21 protein-coding genes and 5 tRNA genes are annotated in these 17,005 nt (G+C 45.6%); 21 read left to right on the forward strand and 5 right to left on the reverse strand.

The window, feature by feature from the left end; genetic code table 11:
• Position 1 precedes the first annotated feature (1 nt).
• From ACFSUB_RS02095 to ACFSUB_RS02140, 10 genes are all read left to right on the forward strand, one after another.
• Positions 2-463, forward strand: a complete 462-nt coding sequence (locus tag ACFSUB_RS02095; protein ID WP_380711533.1) for a phage tail-collar fiber domain-containing protein — start codon at positions 2-4, stop codon at positions 461-463.
• Position 464: 1 nt separating this feature from the next.
• Positions 465-851, forward strand: coding sequence for a DUF7483 domain-containing protein (locus ACFSUB_RS02100; protein WP_380711534.1), 387 nt, complete (start codon positions 465-467; stop codon positions 849-851).
• Between the two features lie 21 nt (positions 852-872).
• Positions 873-1,418: a DUF4376 domain-containing protein gene (locus ACFSUB_RS02105; RefSeq protein ID WP_380711535.1), complete on the forward strand. Its 546-nt coding sequence runs from the start codon at positions 873-875 to the stop codon at positions 1,416-1,418.
• Complete coding sequence (locus tag ACFSUB_RS02110; RefSeq protein WP_380711536.1) at positions 1,418-1,819, forward strand: hypothetical protein; 402 nt, start codon at positions 1,418-1,420, stop codon at positions 1,817-1,819. The genes ACFSUB_RS02105 and ACFSUB_RS02110 overlap by 1 nt, the downstream gene beginning before the upstream one ends.
• Positions 1,820-1,857: 38 nt before the next feature.
• Positions 1,858-2,205: a hypothetical protein gene (locus ACFSUB_RS02115; RefSeq protein ID WP_380711538.1), complete on the forward strand. Its 348-nt coding sequence runs from the start codon at positions 1,858-1,860 to the stop codon at positions 2,203-2,205.
• A 16-nt stretch (positions 2,206-2,221) separates the two neighbouring features.
• The gene (locus ACFSUB_RS02120; RefSeq protein ID WP_380711539.1) at positions 2,222-3,109 is read left to right on the forward strand and encodes a peptidoglycan recognition protein family protein; all 888 of its coding nucleotides are present in this window, start codon (positions 2,222-2,224) and stop codon (positions 3,107-3,109) included.
• A complete protein-coding gene (locus ACFSUB_RS02125; protein ID WP_380711540.1) occupies positions 3,099-3,332 on the forward strand; it encodes a hypothetical protein in 234 nt (77 codons plus the stop codon). The genes ACFSUB_RS02120 and ACFSUB_RS02125 overlap by 11 nt, the downstream gene beginning before the upstream one ends.
• Complete coding sequence (locus ACFSUB_RS02130; RefSeq protein ID WP_380711541.1) at positions 3,329-3,541, forward strand: hypothetical protein; 213 nt, start codon at positions 3,329-3,331, stop codon at positions 3,539-3,541. Before ACFSUB_RS02125 ends, ACFSUB_RS02130 begins: the two co-directional genes overlap by 4 nt.
• Positions 3,542-3,670: 129 nt before the next feature.
• Positions 3,671-3,814, forward strand: coding sequence for a hypothetical protein (locus tag ACFSUB_RS02135; RefSeq protein WP_380711542.1), 144 nt, complete (start codon positions 3,671-3,673; stop codon positions 3,812-3,814).
• A 327-nt stretch (positions 3,815-4,141) separates the two neighbouring features.
• On the forward strand, positions 4,142-4,561 hold the full coding sequence (locus ACFSUB_RS02140) for a DUF4190 domain-containing protein (protein ID WP_380711543.1): 420 nt from the start codon (positions 4,142-4,144) through the stop codon (positions 4,559-4,561).
• A gap of 88 nt (positions 4,562-4,649) precedes the next feature.
• On the opposite strand, the gene ispG is transcribed toward ACFSUB_RS02140, so the two are convergent.
• Together ispG and ACFSUB_RS02150 are read right to left on the reverse strand one after the other, a co-directional pair.
• Entirely contained in the window at positions 4,650-5,747 is a 1,098-nt protein-coding gene (gene ispG / locus ACFSUB_RS02145; RefSeq protein WP_380711544.1) for a flavodoxin-dependent (E)-4-hydroxy-3-methylbut-2-enyl-diphosphate synthase, read from the reverse strand.
• 134 nt (positions 5,748-5,881) lie between these two features.
• Entirely contained in the window at positions 5,882-6,205 is a 324-nt protein-coding gene (locus ACFSUB_RS02150) for a hypothetical protein (protein ID WP_380711545.1), read from the reverse strand.
• A gap of 112 nt (positions 6,206-6,317) precedes the next feature.
• Here ACFSUB_RS02150 and ACFSUB_RS02155 point away from each other — a divergent pair, with 112 nt between their 5' ends.
• Positions 6,318-7,205, forward strand: a complete 888-nt coding sequence (locus ACFSUB_RS02155; protein ID WP_380711546.1) for a DUF1002 domain-containing protein — start codon at positions 6,318-6,320, stop codon at positions 7,203-7,205.
• 430 nt (positions 7,206-7,635) lie between these two features.
• Positions 7,636-8,286: an NfeD family protein gene (locus tag ACFSUB_RS02160; protein WP_380711547.1), complete on the forward strand. Its 651-nt coding sequence runs from the start codon at positions 7,636-7,638 to the stop codon at positions 8,284-8,286.
• 9 nt (positions 8,287-8,295) lie between these two features.
• Here ACFSUB_RS02160 and ACFSUB_RS02165 read toward each other — a convergent pair whose 3' ends face one another.
• Positions 8,296-9,096 (reverse strand): DUF1189 domain-containing protein, encoded by an 801-nt coding sequence (locus tag ACFSUB_RS02165; RefSeq protein ID WP_380711548.1) that lies wholly within the window; start codon positions 9,094-9,096, stop codon positions 8,296-8,298.
• A 198-nt stretch (positions 9,097-9,294) separates the two neighbouring features.
• Between ACFSUB_RS02165 and ACFSUB_RS02170 the strand changes: the two genes are divergently transcribed.
• The 9 genes from ACFSUB_RS02170 (at position 9,295) to ACFSUB_RS02210 (ending at position 16,063) form a co-directional block, all read left to right on the forward strand.
• Positions 9,295-10,932: a Na/Pi cotransporter family protein gene (locus ACFSUB_RS02170; RefSeq protein WP_380711549.1), complete on the forward strand. Its 1,638-nt coding sequence runs from the start codon at positions 9,295-9,297 to the stop codon at positions 10,930-10,932.
• 176 nt (positions 10,933-11,108) lie between these two features.
• Positions 11,109-11,183: transfer RNA gene (locus ACFSUB_RS02175), tRNA-Asn, on the forward strand.
• 3 nt (positions 11,184-11,186) lie between these two features.
• Positions 11,187-11,263: transfer RNA gene (locus tag ACFSUB_RS02180), tRNA-Met, on the forward strand.
• Positions 11,264-11,311: 48 nt separating this feature from the next.
• Positions 11,312-11,387: transfer RNA gene (locus ACFSUB_RS02185), tRNA-His, on the forward strand.
• Positions 11,388-11,414: 27 nt separating this feature from the next.
• A tRNA-Ile gene (locus tag ACFSUB_RS02190) sits at positions 11,415-11,491 on the forward strand.
• 45 nt (positions 11,492-11,536) lie between these two features.
• Positions 11,537-11,629 (forward strand) — tRNA-Ser (locus tag ACFSUB_RS02195).
• A gap of 228 nt (positions 11,630-11,857) precedes the next feature.
• Positions 11,858-12,469: a superoxide dismutase gene (locus ACFSUB_RS02200; RefSeq protein WP_380711550.1), complete on the forward strand. Its 612-nt coding sequence runs from the start codon at positions 11,858-11,860 to the stop codon at positions 12,467-12,469.
• 191 nt (positions 12,470-12,660) lie between these two features.
• On the forward strand, positions 12,661-13,944 hold the full coding sequence (locus tag ACFSUB_RS02205; RefSeq protein WP_380711551.1) for an MFS transporter: 1,284 nt from the start codon (positions 12,661-12,663) through the stop codon (positions 13,942-13,944).
• Between the two features lie 88 nt (positions 13,945-14,032).
• The gene (locus ACFSUB_RS02210; RefSeq protein ID WP_380711552.1) at positions 14,033-16,063 is read left to right on the forward strand and encodes a peptidoglycan D,D-transpeptidase FtsI family protein; all 2,031 of its coding nucleotides are present in this window, start codon (positions 14,033-14,035) and stop codon (positions 16,061-16,063) included.
• A 44-nt stretch (positions 16,064-16,107) separates the two neighbouring features.
• Here ACFSUB_RS02210 and ACFSUB_RS02215 read toward each other — a convergent pair whose 3' ends face one another.
• Both ACFSUB_RS02215 and ACFSUB_RS02220 read right to left on the reverse strand, forming a co-directional pair.
• Positions 16,108-16,587: a hypothetical protein gene (locus tag ACFSUB_RS02215; protein WP_380711553.1), complete on the reverse strand. Its 480-nt coding sequence runs from the start codon at positions 16,585-16,587 to the stop codon at positions 16,108-16,110.
• On the reverse strand, positions 16,584-16,934 hold the full coding sequence (locus ACFSUB_RS02220; RefSeq protein WP_380711554.1) for a hypothetical protein: 351 nt from the start codon (positions 16,932-16,934) through the stop codon (positions 16,584-16,586). The genes ACFSUB_RS02215 and ACFSUB_RS02220 overlap by 4 nt, the downstream gene beginning before the upstream one ends.
• Between the last annotated feature and the right edge of the window lie 71 nt (positions 16,935-17,005).

A 17,005-nucleotide genomic window follows, 5' to 3' on the forward strand; every position in this document is an offset into this window, starting at 1 on the left:
TATGGATTCAGGCTGGAAAGGAACATTTGAAGTGCAAATCATGCGAGGCGACAAAATGGAAGTTGAACGATTCCCGAACCTTATCACGGACGCATGGCTGAATACATTACGGGATGCCAGCCTCGGTGATATAAGTAATTTAGAAATCAAATATATTGCTCTAGGCGCTGACGGTGGAAGTACACTCACTTTGGAAGAAAGCAATACGAAACTCGGTGACGAGCAATTCCGCAAAGAGTTTACGAAAATTGAGACAACCGGAACGGGAGAAATCAAGCGCACGGTAAACATCAACAGCGCAGAAGCCAATTTCCATATTAAAGAGATTGGGATATTTGCAGGGAGTGACGCAACAAGCTCGTCTGATACAGGTATTATGGTGGCTAGAGTGTTCTATGACCGCAACAAGGACGAACTGGAAAGCATTAATATCGTCAGAACAGATACAGTAGGGAGGTTATAAAATGGCTTATACGAAAACAACATTTCAGAATCAAGGCCCTCCTGCGATTAGTGCGGAGGAGTTAAACAAATTTGGACAAGGAATTGAAGAAGCACAATACGAAGCTGAACAAAGAATTCCTGTTATAGGAAGTTATACAGGGGACGGCAGTGCCGGTCGGTCAATAGTGGTAGGATTCCGTCCAAAGTTCTTGTATATTGTAAACACTAGTATCGCTTGGGGTTGGGTTGCGATTGATGGAGCAGGAGAGTTTCTTGTTCACGAGGCTTCCGGAGGGCATGCTTACGGGAATAACATCAACCTTACATCTAACGGGTTTGATGTCTACTCAGAAAATATAGATGCTAATAACAACGGTGATGTTTATTATTATTGTGCGATAGCGTAAAAGAAGGAGGTGATTTAATCAATGATAATTAAAAGCAACAAAAGTTTTGAACTTAATTCAGCTTTTCCTGATTCAGATTGGTATAATGAAGGGAATTATATTATAGATGAAACGAATCAAGAAAATCAAGATTTGATACAGAAAATAAAAGAACATGCTCCGTACATGGATTTAATTTTAGAAAATGACGAAATAATTGATATTAAACCAACCGAAAAACCAATCAAACCGGTTAAAAATCGTAAAATAAAAGAACTATCTTCAAAATGTAAAGAATCAATCGTCTATAACTTTGTAGCTTCAAATGGAAACGGATACCGTCTAACGATTGAAGACCAGCTAAACATGCAAGGACAAAAAAGTGAGTTAGACGATGACGGAACGATAGAAGAAGTTGATTGGATGACCATAGACGACAGTAATGTCACGCACACAAGGGATGAATGGCTAACCATTTATAAGGAAGCCTTTCAGCACAAAAACGACAGCATCTTCAAAAATAAGCAATTACGCGATCAAGTGAGAGTGTGTGAAACAAAGGAAGAAGTAGAGGCGGTGGAATGGTAATGGAAGTTATTTTCTCTCGAAACACTTCCTTGTTGTCACGTTTAATTCAACGATTCACCGGTGGTAAATGGAGTCACAACGCTATCAAAATAGACGACTATCATATCTTAGATTCTCGGTTTCCGAAAGGCGTACAGATACGACACTTTGACCTAAAAGATTACGAGGTTGTAAAGGTTATGGGAAATGCCGACACGGCGATAAAGCATATTGAGAAGCGTTATGATGTGCTGAAATTCTTGTGGTACGGAATCCGGTATGGCGACAAGCCTTGGAACAACCCAAGTCAGATGATATGCAGTGAGTTGATTGCAGAGGCGGCTCATGACAGTAACTTAAAAGGCAAAACGCCAAACGAACAATATAAATATCTCATTAGTGAAGCGTACTCCAGCGAGTAGGCTTATTTTTATGTAGAGAGATAGGAAGGGGGCTAACCTTGGATGAAATGCAGAAACAGAAGGAGATGGAGGAAATGAAAGAATTTCTGAACATGCTCACGGAGGTGAAAGTCTCACTAGCGGAACTCAATGGCAAGGTCGATCAGATTACAAACATGAAAGAAACTGTGGAAGAAACAGCCAAGGTTGCCCAAGAAGTGCAGTACAAAGCCGCAGGAAATGAGAAAGACATTTCAGACCTGAAAACGAAAGTGGACGAGAAAGCGTCCAGGCATGAGGTGCAGCGTGTCATTAAAGAGCGTGAGAATTGGCTCCGCAATCTCCCGGCGTGGGTGGCATCTATCATAGCTTTTGCGGCGCTCTTTCTACAATTTCTGATTCCATAACTAAAGGAGAGATAACATGGCAACCGTACAAGACTTGAGAGAGCAGACACCGAAACGGTCCGGCCGCCGCAGCGTATCAGCCATCAAAAGAATAGTCCGACACCATTCAGCGTCTCCGGGCGGTGATTTTTTTACGTTTTGGAAGAATACTTGGAGCAAGTTCACCCCGTCATGGCAGACCGGAGGATACCACGAAGTCATACTCCGAGACGGCACCGTGCAGGTCTGCTACCGGCCGACGATGGTCACCAATGGCGTGGGCGGTAACAACAGCTACACGTACCACATCTGCCTGGTCGGGAATGGTTCTTTCACGGACGCCCAGGAGAAAGCATGGGATGAGCGTGCCCGCTATGCAATGGAACGTTTTGATCTTGATATCAGCGACATTAGAGGTCACAACGAGATGCCGGATACAGCCACTAGCTGTCCAGGAATCGACATGGAGAAGGTACGCCGGGCGCTCCGGTCTGGCCAGTCACTCGGCGGCGACAAATCATCTTCTGCAGATCTGCTCACCAATGGCGACCAGGGCGATGACGTGAGAAAGCTCCAACGGGATTTGATGGCCGCTGGCGAACAGCTGCCGCGCTATGGCGCTGATGGTGATTACGGATCCGAGACAGAAGATGCCGTCAAAGCATTTCAGGCGCGACACGGACTGACGGTTGACGGCAAGGCTGGGGAAAAGACGCTGGCTAAATTGGCAGACGTGCTGGACAGTGAATCAGAGACGTCAGGCAGTACAGAAAACGTACCGCATGACTCACATGAGGAAGCATGGACGTGGGCACAGGAACAAGGCCTCCTGAACGGCGAAAAGCCGCAGGAACCAATCACGAGAGAACAGATGGCTACGGTGATGAAACGATATTCTGGAGAGGATGATGAAAATGAAGCGTAAAGATATTAAGAAGTTGGCCGCACCTATCGGGTTGATTGTAGGTGCATTGGCATTTAGCTTTTTCGGAGCCGATCAGACCACGGTGAAAGAGGGAGTCGAGACGATCATTATTGCCGCTACCGGTTTGGCTGCCGCATTTATGAATCCCGATAAAAAGGAAGAACAGCCGAGTGAGGGTGAAGGGGACTATGAATCGAAGCAGCAGAAGGATGTGAGCATATGAATAGCTACATTTATTCTTACCACATCCTATCCACCGGAGAGCGCAGCAGGTATGGCATTCCAGCATCCAGTCAGGAAGATGCCGACGCTCGTATCCGCGAGGCGATTGCAGACATCGAATTCACGGAGCCGGAGGACGTACAGGGCATCACGCTCGATCGCACCATCACAGAAGATGAGAGTTTTTTCGAGTGTGAGGGCTGTACGTAACGGGGCAGGGCATCCCTGCTCCTACATAAAAATACAGACCGCCCATCTGGACGGCCTGCTATCTTACCCATGTACGCTTCCCCTCCTTAGTATACCGCATTATGCTACAATAGCAACAGGAGGGATAGCATGTACTTTGCACTCATTGCGCCAGCCGGGCACATTACATACTGCCACGGAATCGAACAGGCCACGCGGCTTATACTGGTCGGATATCGCATACTTGGCAGCGGCGATAACATCAGGGAATTGACCCGGTGGTTTGCTGATTAATTACAATGGAAGAAATTCGATGTTTCTTTGACCACATGAACGACCACGCCATGAGCCACCATAAGAAGAATCGATACACTCCCAAAAAATCATGAAAACCTTGAGAACCAGCCTTTTTAACCTTTAATTAGATTCTCCAAACCACGTTTGATTCATGCAAAAATAAATTTGAAGTGTATGGTTACTGCTCTTCCTGCAGTGCAGGAGCTAAGGTGTAATGCTGGATTTTGGCAGAGTGCCGGCTGATTGTCCGGGCATACTAAGATTGCTCTTTCTTTTCATTTGTTCGAAAAGAGCTGATTATGAAGAGCAGGGAGGGGCAGCAGCATGGACGAAGGTCGCCCGAGCCAGCAGGACACTCAGACGATGGCAGCACAGGAAAGAGAAAAGGGTCCTGATGATGTAGAAATCGCTGAGGACGATTATACAATGGAAACAGCTTCTGAAGTAGCTTCCCCGGGTATTGGAAGCCGGTCCAATCTGAGCGGTACAGAACGGGAAGAACAGGAACAGTACGAAACGATGGAAGCCGATATTACGGATCATTCGATTGGGAAGGGTCTGGGCGTGACAGCCCTTATCCTGAGTATCTGTTCTTTGTTTTTCCTCCCGGTTTTCACCGGCGGCGCCGGAATCATACTCGGCATCTTTGCTGTCAGAAGAGAGGCGGCAGCTTTAGGATGGTGGGCTGCCGGTCTCGGTGCTTTTTCCATCGCCGTGACGGTATTGTTTGCTCCATTGTTTTAACGACAGGTGCCTCTGGTGCTTATAAACACAAAAAAGCTGTTCCGATGCATGCATCGGAACAGCTTTTTAATATGGTGCTGCATGCTTGTTATACTTGTGTTTCCTGGGCCGCATAATGCTCTTCAGCAATTTTATCGACTTCTTTTTTCAATTCGTCCACCATGGTTTCCTCAGGGACCTTACGGATGATTTCGCCGTGGCGGAACAGGAGGCCTTCTCCTTTAGCACCGGCGATACCTATATCAGCTTCCCGGGCTTCTCCGGGACCGTTTACTGCACAGCCCAGTACGGCAACTTTCACAGGCGCTTTGATGGTGGAAATGTATTCTTCCACATCGTTTGCGATACTGATCAAGTCAATTTCGATACGTCCGCAAGTCGGGCACGAAATCAGTGTTGCAGCGTTTGAAGCCAGCCCGAATGTTTTTAGAAGTTCCCGGCCTACTTTTACTTCTTCGACAGGGTCGGCACTAAGCGAAATACGAAGCGTACTGCCGATACCTTTACTCAGGATGGCCCCGAGACCGGCTGAACTCTTAACAGAACCGGCAAACTGTGTGCCTGATTCGGTGATGCCGAGGTGAAGCGGATAGGAAAACGCCTGAGCTGCTTTTTCGTAAGCTTCAATAGCCAAATGAACATCGGACGCCTTCATGGAAACGACAATGTCATGAAAATCCAGTTCTTCGAGGATTTTGATATGATGAAGGGCGCTTTCCACCATGCCGTCTGCTGTCGGATATCCGTATTTCTCCAGGATATGGCGTTCAAGGGAACCGGCATTCACGCCGATTCGGATCGGTATCTGTTTGGCTTTTGCTGCTTTGACAACTTCTTCTACTTTTTCACGGGTGCCGATGTTCCCCGGATTAATCCGTATTTTGTCGGCGCCGCCTTCAATGGCCATCAGTGCCATGCGGTAATCGAAGTGAATGTCCACAACGAGAGGGATGTTGATCTGCTTTTTGATTTCCGGTATAGCTTCTGCTGCCGGAATATCAGGGCAGGCGACACGGACAATCTGGCAGCCCGCTTCTTCGAGGCGGTGAATTTCATTTACAGTTGCTTCAACGTCATCCGTTTTTGTTGTTGTCATGCTTTGTACTACTACCTGGTCGTTTCCCCCGATTACGAGGTTTCCGACTTTGACCTGTCTTGTTTCTGTGCGATGGGTGATTTGGCTCATGAATCCATTCGCCCCTTTTTCCTAAAGTATATGTCATTTTGAGTATCGGTCTTCCATCATTCATTTTAATCAGGATCAATATTCATTCTATCAGCGTTTTGAGCGATTTGGCAAGCAAAGGGGTTCAAGTAAGCTCATTCCTGCTTCCGGCTGTAAAGGGGGAATTCATAGGGCCTGTTCACCTGCATACGATCCGGGGAAATGCCGTCATTTAATTGTTTGAAATCACGGGTTATTATGTCGACAGAAGCGGGAAGCACTCCATCGTGCAGTTTTTTTGTGATGGAAAGTAAGGTCTGCCCGGATTCGACTGTAACTTCTACAGCATGTCCGTCGTCTATATTATCTGAAGGTGCAGGCTTGTCCTTCCCGGAACCTGTCAGAGTGCCTTCTGTTAAATCATAATAAACAGAAACGGAGAGTAAAATAAAAAGAATAAAGAACAATGTTTTTTTCATGATTATGCTCCTCCGGGTAGACGATAAAATGATTTAGTGTAATGATATGCATAAGAAATTCCGTTCAGAACGATAGTGAACAATCTATCCAAATAATAAAGGAGAATGGTATATGAAAAGGGTGAACATACGAATCGTGTCAGCTTTGGCAGCACTTATGCTGGTACTAACACCAATGTCTGTTTCAGCTGCCGAAGGGGATGTTATCGTTACTCTCGGAGAGGATTTAAGCGAGCAGCAGCGCAATTCGCTTCTGGAGGAAATGCAGGTTGATGACAGTGCGGAAATCATTACGGTATCCAATGAAGAAGAATACGAATACCTGGGAGAATATCTCGGAGACGAAATCGGAAGCAATGCCCTTTCATCTTCGAAAATAACCATCGCTTCGGAAGGGGATGGAATAAGTGTAGAGACAAATAACATCACCAAGGTGAGCGAAGGAATGTACGCCAATGCCCTTGTTACCGCAGGAGTGGAAGACGCAGAGGTATATGTTACAGCACCGACTGCTGTATCCGGAACCGCGGGATTAACCGGGTTGATTAAGGCGTATGAAACGCAGACCGGAACCAATATTTCCGAAGAGCAAAAACAGGTAGCTAACGAAGAGATGGTTAAAACCTCGGAACTCGGGGAAAGCATTGGAACCGAAGAGGCCACGGAGCTTATTACACGGATTAAAGAAGAAATCAGCAATCAAAATATTGAAACCGAAGAAGATCTGCGCAATCTAATTGAACAGGTGGCAGGTGACTTGGGAGTATCATTGACAGAAGAAGAAATGAACGGTCTCGTCTCTTTGTTTGAGCGCATGCAGAATCTCAATATTGACTGGGATCAGGTTCAGAGTCAGATATCGGATATCCGAAATAATCTTGATGAATTCTTGAACCGCGAAGACACGCAGTCTTTCATCTCAAGTTTTCTTGACTTCATCAACCAATTGATCGACTCGCTGAGCGGGTGGTTCGGAGGAAATGAAGAAAACGCATCCTGACATCCAACGTGATGAGTTTGGGACAAAAGCACATGATGCGGCAGATAACACGAATGTTCCGGGTCACTAATCAAAAGCTGTATAGCAGCGGAGCCAAAATGCTTTGACTCCTGCTCAGAACAGCACGAGTCACGGGGACCCCGCAGGATNNCCGCCCTTGTGCTCTGGAGTAAAAGCAAAGCATTTTGGCGTAGCGGCTTGTCTCAGCAACGAAAAATACCGAACGATTTTTTGAAATCGTTCGGTATTTTTCTATCTTATAGAAGTTTTGTCTCAGACTCTTTTTTATCATTGAACTTTTACTTTATGAGTGAAAAATACGGCAGAAAAAGGTAGAATGGAATTGAAACGGTTTAACTGATGAAACGTATAATAGACATCAAGCGATTCCGCAGTTTGGACTTTTTGCTCAAAAAAGGAGCTGATGAATATGGATTGGATGCAGTTACCCAGTATAGGGTTTCTTGTCGTTTTTTTAGGAACTCTTTTCTTGATGGGGGAAATGCTCGTTAAAGCCAAAGGGTTATTCGCCATCCTCGGCGTCGCATTTATGAGTTTGTTTTTCACCTTTCATATTGACGGCGGGGGCAGCATGTGGATTATCATCCTTTATCTTCTCGGTGTAGCATTAATTATTCTGGACGGGAAAGTAATCAGTGACGGCACTATTGCCCTGTTTGGGGCTCTGCTCATGGGACTCGGCCTTGCTGTACCGACTCCGTCTATAACATATGGCATTTTGGTCGTGTTTGGTTATATTGCCGGGTTGTTCTCTTCAGGACTGTTTTTGAAAGTGTTCTCCAGCCGTAACCTGTGGTCGAAAATCACGCTGAAAGACCAGCTTGGAAGTGAACAGGGATACAATTCGATGAACGATTCCTATAAAGAGCTGGAAGGAAAACCGGCTAAAACGTTAACGCCGTTCCGCCCGACGGGAACGATTATTGTAGCAGGCAGGCATTATAGTGCAACAAGTGGAGATCAATGGCTTGATGCAGATGAAGCGGTCACGGTTGCGGCTGTGGACGGTACCAAAATTTTGGTACGCCGCCGGGAAGAATATGAAAAAGACAGCGAATGAGAGGTTTTCTCATTGCTGTCTCTTTTTTTTAGGCACGGGCAGTCTGCTGTAAACGACAGCCAGCCATACAAAGGCGGTGAACCAATAAAGGATATTCTGCTGATAATCCGGAAAACGGCCGGGAAGCAGGTTAATGATGGTCAACAAAATCGTCGGCATCGTCACGGCGTAGGCGGAGATAATCCAGATCTGACGGTAGGGAAGCGGCACAGGAGACCGTCTGCGGATAATAAGACCGTATACCGAGAGAAAGCAGATGCCGATGAATTTAAGTGCCGTGTTGAATAGATACATTAACAGTATCGTCACCGGAATGAACAAAAAGAGAAGCCCGTCCGCCCCTTGGATCAATGAGGTCATATCTTTTTTGGGTATCGTGAACCCTTCGGCCATTCTATAGGCAAAAGAACGCTGTTCCATGCTGGTGTTAATGACAAACTCATTTTCCAAAAAAGCAGTAACCTTATCCTGTTCTTTTATATGCGTCACTTCGCTTTGGGAGAGAGTGCCGCCGGGATCAAATACGATACGCCTGCTGTGATCATCCGTTATGTCAACAAAAGAAGAATCACCGGCCTGAATGTCTCCGCCGCTGATGGTGAAATCCGGCATACTGTCGTGAGTGAGGGCTGATTCCAGCTGATTAATTCCTCCTGTTATGGACAAAGTAAGAGTGATGGCAGCTGGTATACTTGCTGCTATCATGAGAAAAAAAATGTAACCGATTGTTCTGCCGATTCCCTTGAAACGAAAACGGCCGATATAGACAACCGAATAAAGACTTTTAATAAATGTTTGAAGGATCGTCATGATGTCCTCCTTTCTTTCCACCTGTCTCATTTTATCTTAGTCCGTACATTCTAAAAACAAATAATATAGATTTCTTTACAATTCTTAATAAAATCTTTACAAAAACTAAATGACATTAACGAAAAAATAAAGTAAAATACAAAAGGTTTGTCAGTAAAAGGGGATTTTTAATTTATATAACTGAAGGGATGAGAATGATTGGAAATTGATATTCAGACGATCATTTTTACGTTTTTAGGTGGTCTTGGAATCTTCTTGTTCGGTATTAAATTTATGGGGGACGGTCTTCAGAAAACAGCCGGCGACCGGTTAAGGGAAATACTGGACAGGTTTACAAGCAATCCACTGATGGGTGTTCTTGCAGGAATTATTGTGACCATACTAATTCAAACAAGTTCCGGCACGACGGTGCTTACAGTCGGTCTGGTCAATGCAGGATTTATGACCCTCCATCAGGCTATAGGTGTCATAATGGGCGCCAACATCGGGACAACGGCGACGGCTTTTATCATCGGCCTGGACATTGAAGCTTATGCACTACCGATTATGTTTGTCGGTACCGTCATGATATTTTTCCTGAAGAATAAAAAAGCCAATAATATCGGCCAGATCTTCTTTGGTTTTGGTGCTATTTTTTACGGTTTAAAATTAATGGGAGACGGCGTAGCGCCGCTTGAAGGATTGGAGTCATTCCAGAACCTGACGGTGAACATGAGTAACAACCCGATACTCGGCGTTATAATCGGTATTGGATTTACTGTGGCGGTGCAAAGTTCTTCGGCTTCCATTGGATTGCTGCAGGAACTGTATCAACAGGGAACCATTATGCTTGATGCGGTGATGCCTGTTCTTTTCGGTGACAATATCGGTACAACAATCACAGCAGTATTTGCGGCTATCGGCGCGTCCGTTGCAGCGAAACGAGCCGCCTTTGTACACGTTATTTTCAATTTACTCGGAACGACAATTATACTTATTCTGCTCGCGCCGTATACATTGTTTATGGAGAACATGCAGGAGTGGTTGAATCTCAATGAGCGGATGACAATAGCATTTGCGCATGGCATATTCAACGTTTCAAACACGCTGCTGCAGCTGCCGTTTGTCGGACTTCTTGCCATTCTAGTAACGAAGCTCATTCCAGGAAACGATACGGAGATTGAATATAAAGCCCGTCATCTGGACACCAGCTTTATTGAGCGTTCACCGGGTATTGCGCTGGGGCAGGCCAAATCAGAAACGCTGCGGATGGCTGAATTTGCCGAAAAAGGGCTGACAGAATCTCTGCAGTATCTGAAAACGAAACAAAAACGTCATTCGGAACTAACCATACAATTTGAAGAAGCAATCAATAATCTTGATAAAAATATAACGAATTATCTTGTCCTGGTATCAGAGAAATCTCTTTCTGATGAAAACTCAAGAATGCATTCCCTGCTCATGGACACAGTGCGCGATATTGAGCGCATCGGCGATCACATGGAGAATATGGTGGAATTGGTGGATTATCAGCTCACCAATAAAGTGACGTTATCCGAAGAGGCGCATAAAGATTTGGATGAAATGTTCAACCTCACAATAAACACGCTCCAACATGCGATTAAAACACTTGAAAATGATGATGTGGAAGAAGCTAAAGAAGTCGTGAAACAGGAAGAAGAAATCGACAAACTGGAACGTAAGCTTCGTAAAAAGCATATTCTCAGGCTGAATGAAGGAAAATGCTCTGGTTCGGCAGGGATCGTTTTCGTCGATATTCTAAGTAACCTGGAACGAATCGGCGATCATTCGGTCAATATTGCTGAAGCTGTCCTTGAGGAACAGGAAGAATCATAAAACGAAAAGAAAGCTTGAACAAAAATGATTAGAAGATAAAACATTTCCGGACGATTCAAAAAAGAATCGTCCGGAAATATTGATTTAAAAGGATAAAAAATCATCTTGACCCGCAGGTTGCAGCGTGATATGATAATTACTGTCGCTGTGAAGAATGCGGACGAGATGGTACATATTCCACAGTAGCTCAGTGGTAGAGCTATCGGCTGTTAACCGATCGGTCGCAGGTTCGAATCCTGCCTGTGGAGCCATGAGGCGGTGTAGCTCAGATGGCTAGAGCGTACGGTTCATACCCGTGAGGTCGGGGGTTCGATCCCCTCCACCGCTACCAATTAAATTTAATATGATGAACATCAAAAGCATTTCCATGTTTCATATGGCGGTTGTGGCGAAGTGGTTAACGCACCGGATTGTGGCTCCGGCATGCATGGGTTCGACTCCCATCAATCGCCCCATTCTTTTAATGAATCGGCAAGGCATGCGGACCCTTAGCTCAGTTGGTTAGAGCAAACGGCTCATAACCGTTTGGTCGTAGGTTCGAGTCCTACAGGGTCCACCACCTTTATCTTTTCCGCTTGGGAACGGACGCTTTTTTTGTTTACATGGAGGAATACCCAAGTACGGCTGAAGGGGACGGTCTCGAAAACCGTTAGGGGCTTTGCGGCCCGCGAGGGTTCGAATCCCTCTTCCTCCGCCATATTTAAATCAACTGTAAAAAACATGTTTACCCGTGCCGCCGGGGTGGTATAGTACGAATGGTGTTCAAAGGAGCACCATTCGTTTTTGTTGAAAAGACAAAATGAATTTGGTAACGTTAGAATTGTCGGACAGATATTCAAGGTTGCACGTCTGAATGCCGTTGCATGAAGACTGCGTGACAACACGAATCAGCAGACACATAAATTTTTGAAGGAGGAGTTGCATTATGGCTAACCATCAACTACCAGAACTACCTTACGCTTTTGACGCTCTTGAACCTCACATTGATGAAGAAACAATGAAAATTCATCATGGGAAACACCACAATACTTATGTGACGAAGCTGAATGGTGCGCTTGAAGGTCATGACGACCTGGCAGACAAGGATGTTAATGAACTGATCAGTGATTTGAATGCTCTACCTGACAGCATCCGTACCGCGGTAAGAAACAATGGCGGCGGTCATTCCAACCATACTCTATTCTGGCAGATCCTCAGCCCGAACGGCGGCGGTGAACCGGAAGGAGAACTTGCAGACGCTATTAAGAACAAGTGGGGAAGCTTTGAAGCATTCCAGGAGGAATTCAAAAATACCGCACTCGGTCGTTTTGGTTCCGGCTGGGCCTGGCTCGTTGTTAACAATGGTGAACTTGAAGTGCAGAATACACTGAACCAGGATTCACCAATCATGGAAGGTAAAACACCGATTCTTGGAATCGATGTTTGGGAACACGCTTATTACCTGAAGTATCAGAACCGTCGTCCGGAATATGTAGACGCGTTCTGGAACCTTGTTAACTGGGATGAAGTAGCGAAACGCTATAAAGAAGCTAAATAATAAGTGAACCACATGGCTGTCCTTATAAAAGGGGCAGCCTTTTTTTGGCTTCTCCCTGGGAGACAATTTCAGCCCAATCTTCGTTATGCAGAGTGCTTTTCAGAATAAACGGATAAGACGTCCCGCACCGCCTTATTTATTGAATAGGCTGCCGCCGCCCGCGGCACAATACAGAGAAGGGCGGTGGGGACATGTTACGTTCGATTACAAAAATGTTTTTAGGAAATGTTCCGGTAACCAAAAATTTATTGATGCTTCTTGTCATCGGAGGATTATATGCTGTATCCATTGCGCTGTCCAATACATTCGTCAATATTTATTTATGGAAGCAGTCCGGGGAAATCCGTGACATAGCACTATATCAGCTGGCTTCTGTCTTGTTACAGCCGCCGGCTTTTCTTCTGGCCGGCTATATAGCAAAAAAAGCAGATAGAATCTACACGCTGCGGGCCGGTGTATTTATTTTAACGGCTTTTTTTCTTGCCGTACTGATGGCTGGAAAAAATGTTGAAGACCTTCTTCTTTTTCTCGGGGCACTTCTCGGTATTGGATTTGGGTTTTACTGGCTTGGATACAATGTGCTCACATTTGAAATAACAGAACCGGAGACAAGAGATTTCTTTAATGGGTTTTCCGGGTTGTTAACATCTTTTGCCGGCATGATCGGTCCTTTAAGCGCAGGTTTTGTCATTACCTGGCTGCCTGAATCACGAGGGTATCAGGTGATATTTTTTCTTTCCTTCTTCCTGTTTATGATGGCTGTCCTGCTCAGCATGAAAATGAAACACAGGCATGCAAAAGGTCCGGTATACTTTAAAAAGGCAGCTGGAGAAATAAGAAAAAATAAAGACTGGAGAAAAATCCTGTACGCTCATTTTATGCAGGGGAGCCGGGAAGGTATTTTCGTGTTCATCATTATTTTGTGGGTGTACACAGCGACCAACAGCGAACTTGCTCTGGGAACATACGGCTTTGTGACATCTGCTGTATCGTTTCTTGGTTACTTTCTGGTGGGAAGGTTTCTCAAACCGGTTTTCCGAAAACATGCCATTTTCATCGGTGGCGGATTACTCGTTGTCTCAGTGTTTATTATTGTGTTTCACCCTGTTTTTCCGTTGTTGATAACGTATGGAATTGTGATCTCGGCGGCTTATCCGTTGATGCTGGTTCCCTACGTATCGCTCACATATGATGTGCTTGGAAAGGCTGCTGATGCCGGCGCACTTCGCATAGAATATCTGGTTACAAAAGAGTGGTTTATTAACAGCGGGCGGGCTTTTTCCATCATTTTGTTCCTGGTCGGGACCGCTTTGCTTCCTGATCGTATTATTATTCCGGTACTCATGGTAATAGCAGGAGCCGGACACTTTGCGGCTGCGTGGTGTATCAAAAATATTGATACGTCCTTTATTGTTGACAGGAAAAAAGTGAATAGCGGCATGCCGGAAAATGGAGGAGGAGACTCGGTGACATGAGTTCTCCTCTTCTTTTTACCCGCGTCAAAGTGTGCTAAAATGTAGTAATGTACAGAACGGTTACATAAGAAAAGGGAGAGGAATACAGGTGGGAAAAACGAAATCAGGAAACAGACACGTCCCTTTCCGCTTAAATCTGTTATTTTTTGCGGTATTTCTTTTATTTTCACTGCTTATTTTCAGGCTCGGTTATATTCAGATTGTGCAGGGTGATCAATTTGAAACTGATCTGGAGGAGTCTTCTTCAGAGCAGCAGGCCCGCATCGATGCCCCGCGCGGTTTAATGTACGACCGGAACGGAAATATCGTCGTGGATAACGAATTGGCGCTTTCTCTCACATACACGAATAAACAGTCCGTCTCGACGGACGAAAGACTTGAAATAGCAGATGCGCTCGTTGACCTCATTTCCATTGAAACAGATGAAAACGAAACCCTGAATGATAAAATCGACAAACGGACAAAACAGGATTACTGGATTGCCACGCACCCGGAAGAAGCCAAAAATTTAGTAACAGATGAAGAGCAAGCGCAAGCCGAGGAGGAAGAAGACGAGAACGCGCTGTATGACCTTCAGTTGAGCCGTATCAGCGAAGAACAGTTATCGTCTCTGGATTCCGAACTGAAACAAGTGTATATCTGGGGACAGATGGTCAGCGGTTATTATGATACCCCGTACCGTATTAAAAAAGACCTTTCCCGCAACGAAGCCCATCAAATCAGTGAACGGCTGGATGCTCTTCCGGGAGTCAATATTTTACGTGATGCCCAGCGTCAGTATTTGTATGATGATGCATTTCCTGATTATTTCGGCAACATCGGTTCTATCCCACGTGAGCAGCTGGATCAGTACCTTGCTAAAGGATACGCGCGCACAGACGAAGTGGGAACAAGCTTTCTGGAACAGCAGTATGAAAATGATCTACGCGGGAAGAAAGGCACCGTAACGAATGGGAATTCAACGAACGGACGACGGGGAAATGATCTTGTCCTCTCGATTGATATGGCGTTGCAGCAGGAAGTGGATACGATTTTGCAGGAAGAAGTAGGTTCGCTCTCCGGCGGTTTTATTAACAACCCCAACGCATACATCGTGATGATGGAGCCGGAAACGGGAGAAATTCTGACGGCGTCGGGCTATCAGGATCAATTAGGTATCACCTCAAAATCCTATGAAATGGGATCTACGGTGAAACCGGCAACGGTTATGACCGGTCTTGAAACCGGTGCAGTTACGCCGCAGACGACGATTGTCGATCGGCCGCTGGATCTTGCAGGAGCAGAACCTATCAGCTCTGTTTATAATATGGGTCCGGTTAATTATTACGATGCCATCGTTCAATCTTCCAACATTTATATGTCGTATGTAGCGATGAATATGGCTGGATACAGCCCCGGGACCGGTCAGAGTTGGAGCAGCTCAAATTACAAACAGGCGTATGCCACGCTCCGCTATTACTATTCCCAGTTTGGACTCGGAGCGGAAACCGGTATTGATTTACCGTCAGAATCGACGGGGATTACTGGTCCGACTAACACTCCGGGGAGACTGCTGTATTTAAGTTTCGGTCAGTTTGATACGTATACACCGCTGCAGCTTGCCCAGTATGTATCAACAGTTGCAAACGACGGATATCGTATGCAGCCGCGTCTCGTGAAAGGAATCAGACAGCCCAACCCGGATAAACAGAAACTCGGCGCGGTAAAAAAACAATTTGAACCCAACATTATGAATAAGCTGGATATTGATAACAGCTATATTGACAGGGTCCAGGAAGCCATGAGAGGCGTTGTAAATCAGAGCAGAGGTTCCGCACACTCGGAATTTAACGGCGCGGAGTATGCAGCAGCAGGCAAGACTGGGACCGCTGAAGTTACGGTTCGGCAGCGGAGTACGGGAAATTCGATAGACGGTATTAACCAGGCCTTTATTTCCTACGCGCCGTATGATAACCCGGAAGTGACAGCGGCTGTAGTAGTGCCGGGACTTTATGAGAGTTCGGACGTTGCAAAGGTTATCGGAAGAAGAGCACTCGACGCTTATTTCAATCTGAAGGAAAATCCTCAGGCTCCTGCGTCCGAAGAAACGCAGGAGGAAAGCGAAACAAACAATGAATAATAAAAACGGCAGTATCCCGAAAAAAACACGGGAACTGCCGTTTTTTAAGTTGTAATTTGATTAATTATTTCCTGAGCGCTCATTGTACTGTTTACCTTGTATTGTCCAGGTCTGATTGATGATGCCCGGCCGCTGCTTTGCAGTTTCTGCTGAAAAGCAGACGCTTCCTCCACCATCTCCAGCTGCTGTAAAAGGGAAGCCACGTCACCACTTGTCATTCCCGGTTCGATATGTAGGATGGCCGTTATTTCGTTTGTTTCCTCCTCTTCCGGCGGGGTGTTTTCTTCCTGGATGGTACTGTATTCTTCCTCCGTCATAACGACGTAACCATCCGATTCCAGGGAGGCAATGTGCTCCTCTGTGTTCCATGTGCCGGAACTTGTTTGTTCTTCAGCCTGTTCTGTGCTTTGGGCTGAGCTTTCCGTTTCGTTCTGACCGGGCTGAAGGAGAAAATAGGCAGCAGCTATGCAGCAGGCAGCCCCGAACCATCCAATAGAAAAAATCTGCATGCTTTTTCGATTCAACGTTGTCCCTCCTTATCACGCATTTCGGACAGCAGCTGCTGCACTTCATCAGGTTTTAATTCCATAACGGCTGCAATATCTTCGATACTCCTGTTCTGCTGATACAATTGATAGGCTTCGCTCACCAGTTCTTCTTTGGAATGACGCCGCATCGAAGGAGCAGAAGCCGACAATAGTTCTTCTTCGAGAATGCGGAGCCGCTGTTTCACCTGATATATATCTCCCATTACCTGCAGAGACCTCTGTTCCACCTCGTCGTTTCGCTCTTTTTGTTTATCTCCCGCTAAAAACGAAAGGCCGAACAGACACACACTGAGTAGAATGGAAGAGAGAATAATCCATTCCATAAGCTTCCTCCTTTCTATGAATCATGTGAGTCACATTATACATGCTTGACTTCGTAACGAGAATGCTTTCC

The organism is Salibacterium lacus (assembly GCF_042684865.1).
GTDB lineage: Bacteria > Bacillota > Bacilli > Bacillales > Marinococcaceae > Salibacterium > Salibacterium lacus.

What these genes read in the sequence shown, in the direction of transcription:
- ACFSUB_RS02095 (WP_380711533.1), top strand. Translation starts at nt 2, where the DNA reads ATGGATTCAGGCTGGAAAGGAACATTTGAAGTGCAAATCATGCGAGGC.
- ACFSUB_RS02100 (WP_380711534.1), top strand. Translation starts at nt 465, where the DNA reads ATGGCTTATACGAAAACAACATTTCAGAATCAAGGCCCTCCTGCGATT.
- ACFSUB_RS02105 (WP_380711535.1), top strand. Translation starts at nt 873, where the DNA reads ATGATAATTAAAAGCAACAAAAGTTTTGAACTTAATTCAGCTTTTCCT.
- ACFSUB_RS02110 (WP_380711536.1), top strand. Translation starts at nt 1,418, where the DNA reads ATGGAAGTTATTTTCTCTCGAAACACTTCCTTGTTGTCACGTTTAATT.
- ACFSUB_RS02120 (WP_380711539.1), top strand. Translation starts at nt 2,222, where the DNA reads ATGGCAACCGTACAAGACTTGAGAGAGCAGACACCGAAACGGTCCGGC.
- ACFSUB_RS02125 (WP_380711540.1), top strand. Translation starts at nt 3,099, where the DNA reads ATGAAGCGTAAAGATATTAAGAAGTTGGCCGCACCTATCGGGTTGATT.
- ACFSUB_RS02130 (WP_380711541.1), top strand. Translation starts at nt 3,329, where the DNA reads ATGAATAGCTACATTTATTCTTACCACATCCTATCCACCGGAGAGCGC.
- ACFSUB_RS02135 (WP_380711542.1), top strand. Translation starts at nt 3,671, where the DNA reads ATGTACTTTGCACTCATTGCGCCAGCCGGGCACATTACATACTGCCAC.
- ACFSUB_RS02140 (WP_380711543.1), top strand. Translation starts at nt 4,142, where the DNA reads ATGGACGAAGGTCGCCCGAGCCAGCAGGACACTCAGACGATGGCAGCA.
- ispG (WP_380711544.1), bottom strand. Translation starts at nt 5,747, where the DNA reads ATGAGCCAAATCACCCATCGCACAGAAACAAGACAGGTCAAAGTCGGA.
- ACFSUB_RS02150 (WP_380711545.1), bottom strand. Translation starts at nt 6,205, where the DNA reads ATGAAAAAAACATTGTTCTTTATTCTTTTTATTTTACTCTCCGTTTCT.
- ACFSUB_RS02155 (WP_380711546.1), top strand. Translation starts at nt 6,318, where the DNA reads ATGAAAAGGGTGAACATACGAATCGTGTCAGCTTTGGCAGCACTTATG.
- ACFSUB_RS02160 (WP_380711547.1), top strand. Translation starts at nt 7,636, where the DNA reads ATGGATTGGATGCAGTTACCCAGTATAGGGTTTCTTGTCGTTTTTTTA.
- ACFSUB_RS02165 (WP_380711548.1), bottom strand. Translation starts at nt 9,096, where the DNA reads ATGACGATCCTTCAAACATTTATTAAAAGTCTTTATTCGGTTGTCTAT.
- ACFSUB_RS02200 (WP_380711550.1), top strand. Translation starts at nt 11,858, where the DNA reads ATGGCTAACCATCAACTACCAGAACTACCTTACGCTTTTGACGCTCTT.
- ACFSUB_RS02205 (WP_380711551.1), top strand. Translation starts at nt 12,661, where the DNA reads ATGTTACGTTCGATTACAAAAATGTTTTTAGGAAATGTTCCGGTAACC.
- ACFSUB_RS02220 (WP_380711554.1), bottom strand. Translation starts at nt 16,934, where the DNA reads ATGGAATGGATTATTCTCTCTTCCATTCTACTCAGTGTGTGTCTGTTC.